This window comes from Collinsella vaginalis, from assembly GCF_900176655.1.
GTDB classification, from domain to species: domain Bacteria; phylum Actinomycetota; class Coriobacteriia; order Coriobacteriales; family Coriobacteriaceae; genus Collinsella; species Collinsella vaginalis.
In genome coordinates this window covers 1-3006 of the sequence record NZ_LT838855.1, presented here as the reverse complement: position 1 = coordinate 3006, position 3006 = coordinate 1, and the positions used below count along the sequence as shown (strand labels likewise).

Annotated in this window: 5 protein-coding genes; 2 read left to right on the top strand and 3 right to left on the bottom strand. The window is 54.5% G+C overall.

The genetic code is table 11. From position 1 onward, the window contains the following. Positions 1 to 131 precede the first annotated feature (131 nt). Together trpA and CAP13_RS08665 are read right to left on the bottom strand one after the other, a co-directional pair. Entirely contained in the window at positions 132 to 887 is a 756-nt protein-coding gene (gene trpA / locus CAP13_RS08670) for a tryptophan synthase subunit alpha (RefSeq protein ID WP_085831212.1), read from the bottom strand. 10 nt (positions 888 to 897) lie between these two features. Next, the gene (locus tag CAP13_RS08665) at positions 898 to 1269 is read right to left on the bottom strand and encodes a PTS sugar transporter subunit IIA (protein ID WP_085831211.1); all 372 of its coding nucleotides are present in this window, start codon (positions 1267 to 1269) and stop codon (positions 898 to 900) included. A 311-nt stretch (positions 1270 to 1580) separates the two neighbouring features. Between CAP13_RS08665 and CAP13_RS08660 the strand changes: the two genes are divergently transcribed. Continuing rightward, a complete protein-coding gene (locus CAP13_RS08660; protein WP_342743222.1) occupies positions 1581 to 2180 on the top strand; it encodes a 4Fe-4S single cluster domain-containing protein in 600 nt (199 codons plus the stop codon). Next, positions 2164 to 2466 carry a hypothetical protein gene (locus tag CAP13_RS09760; protein WP_143764940.1) on the top strand — a complete coding sequence of 101 codons (303 nt, stop codon included), beginning with the start codon at positions 2164 to 2166 and terminating at the stop codon, positions 2464 to 2466. Before CAP13_RS08660 ends, CAP13_RS09760 begins: the two co-directional genes overlap by 17 nt. Positions 2467 to 2645: 179 nt before the next feature. On the opposite strand, the gene CAP13_RS08655 is transcribed toward CAP13_RS09760, so the two are convergent. Beyond that, positions 2646 to 3006: LPXTG cell wall anchor domain-containing protein (locus CAP13_RS08655; protein WP_143764939.1), on the bottom strand; the 361-nt coding region annotated here is incomplete at its 5' end.

Sequence of the window (3006 nt, the reverse complement as noted above, 5' to 3'; positions counted from 1 at the left end):
CCTGACGGGAACCGGATCTGCGCTGAGATGCAGCCGCTTTAGAATCTCGATGCACCGGCGTGATACGATCCTCATCGATTGCTCCAATCGCTCGTATCACGCGATTCTATCAAGCGTCTTGCGAACAGGGTCTAGGAGGCCCGAGAGACCCCCCCCTCCAACATGGCGGACACAACGGCGCTTCCTATGATGATCCCATCAGCACCCATCTCGATATAGCGCGCCGCATCCTCATGACGGGATATGCCGAATCCAGCACAGAGCGGAATGGAGGCTCCATGCCGCTTCAAGGTCGCGATGGTATCGCCAACATGCTCCGATGCACCATGCGCCGCACCCGTCTTGCCGTTAACGGCCTGCAGGAATGCATATCCCTTGGCCTCTTGGGCATACCGGGCAAGCTCATCCTCGTTTGACTCGTACGGCACGAAATCTAATGAGACCAAGCCGTTCTCCTCAAGCGCGTCACGCAGCGCGGGCGCCTGCGTGACAGGGGTGTTCGGGCTTAAAGCGGCATCTGCCCCAGCGCGGGCGAGGCGATCTGCAAAAGATGTGACGCCGATCTCCTCGATATGCTCCCAATAGGTCATTGCTTGAAGATTCGCATGCGGAAGCGCGGACCTGATGTCAGCAATATCGCGAGATGCATGGTCAACGCCGCCCTGCTCCAGGGCCCGGTGCATCGAATCCGCCACGACTCGGCCATCGAGCACCGGATCGCGGTAGGGAATTCCGAGCTCCAGCACGTCCGCACCGAGCTCGATAAGCTGTTTCGCCCGCTCCACGCGATCCCCGAGTGCAGGATCCCCGAGCGGCAGGTAACAAATGAGGATTTTCCTGCCATTCTGCAGCATCTCCCGCATGCGGATGTCAAAACGCAATTCCATCTGTATCCCCCTACCGTACCTTTGCGGCGAACAGCGATGCGATGGCCGTTCCTGAATCAGCCTCTAGGACCTCGCGGCAAAACGCCTCGTCTGCAAGCGCATCCATCAAGTGGGATAGGATCTCAAGATGGCCGTCTGGATCACCCACCGCGAGCATGACGACAAGCCGTGCAGGAAGAATCTTGTCCGGCTCACTCATGGAGTGAAACGGGATGGGCTCGGCGCACTTACCGATCGCCAAGGCGGAGCTCTTAACAAATTCGGCGTCCCCATGCGGCAGCGCGAGGGGCATCGAAGGAAACTCAATGCCTGTAGGAAATTGCCTCTCACGCTCGAGCACGCAGCCTATGTACCCCTGCTCGATGCAGCCCGCGCGCTCAATGTTGAAGCACTACGGCTATAGCGAGTTACACCGCCTCTATAGACAGCATCATTATGAGACGTAGACCCTTCGCGAATAACTTCCATGCGCCCCCCTTTCCTGACTTGCGGCATTTCACGACAGGGCTGTATTGCTTAAGCACATTTTCTTCTGACCACCCTTTAAGGAACCAGAAGCAAAATTCGAAAGATTTCCTTAACTTCAGGCATGCAAATTGGTCTGACAAATCAAAGGACTACTTTGCAAAGACATTGAGCCCTATACCCAGGCAAGGGGAGCATATGAATTACGCTACTATCAAGTAGCGCGATATTGCCAACGGCATTGGCGTAAGAACAACGCCGTTTGTATCTGGCTGCCGTCGCGCCGGTCTGTTTTGCTTTAATCCCGAGGCTTGGTCTTTTGAATATGGCAATCCGTTTGATGAGGCGGTACAGCAGCAGATTATCGATAGCCTCAAGCCAGACTATATCCAAGGCCTTACTCTATTAGGTGGCGAACCCTTCGAACCAGCCAATCAACGTGGTTTGACAGTTTTTCTTGAGCGCGTGCACCATGAATGTCCGCGCAAGACTATCTGGTCATATTCAGGCTTTTCGTGGATAGCTGGTCTGTTGAGCGCTCATCTTGTCGGGAGCTTTGCCACTAGGCACATTACTAAAATCATCCATGCGGTCGTCAGTGGTGAACTCAAGACTCAACGCCACAGGAGACAAGCTACCAGAGCAAAGCTCAGCGGCATGACCGTTGTAGGTAAACTTGCTTGCCTTTTTGAGATTGTGACCCGCCTTCTCATAATCCAACTTGAAGCGCAAATCCCACGTACCTTTTTGCACCGTGGTCTTGTCCGTGCCTTCACCCAGGCGGCTAAGGTTTTTAAGGTGAACATCCATCGTGGCATCAGCCCGTGACCCAACAGTGGTTAACGCTCATGACAGCGTGAGCGATGGCGTTCTCGTCAACCATGCAGGAAAGCCGACGGACGGTCACTACATCTATGCCGTAAAGGAGAATGGCGAGCTCGTCATCGGTGAGCGAAACGGCAAGGACGGTAAGACGACCCCTCACCCGATGCTGGTCGGCGGCAGGGAGCCACGAGTCAAAGTGCTGGAATGGTTACAAGGCCGAACGGTAAAGCTGTCAAGCATGACAACGCAGGCGTGGGCGCTTCAAAACAAACGACCTTCCGATGCCTGAGGCTGGCCTTCACAAAGTCATTCTTAGTGCTCGCAGGATGCAAAAGATGTGTACGTATGGGGCTGCACCGATGAGTTTATGCCACCTCAGAAAAAGAAAGACGAAAAAACGGTATAGCCGCATTTCACGACTATACCGTTTTGTTGGGATGACAAACTCCCTATGTTGCACTGCCTAACTTATTGGTTGTTATTTTTCTTAAGCCCCCGTGCTAGCGCTAATAGAGCAGATCCAACCAGTGTCATGACACCTACATAGAATGGCGTACTCGTTGCATCACCAGTTTTTGGTAGAACATTTGCAGAAGAATTTGCTCCCTTATTTCCTGTACTTCCATTTACAGAACCTGGCTTTGCTGTTCCTGGGTTCTTTGGATCTTTCGGGTTGGCGGCCTCCGTGAACGTCCAGGAGCCCGTGATGGTCGCGTCCCCGTCGCCCATGGTGCCGTTGTTCGGGTCGGTCCAGCCGCTGAAGGACCACGTGCCCTTCTTGCCGTCCTTCTCGCCCTCTGCCGTGTCGCCCGCCTTGTAGGTGGCGTCC

Bases quoted from the DNA above. Each gene is read 5' to 3' on its own strand.
- trpA (WP_085831212.1), bottom strand. From the start codon at position 887: ATGGAATTGCGTTTTGACATCCGCATGCGGGAGATGCTGCAGAATGGC.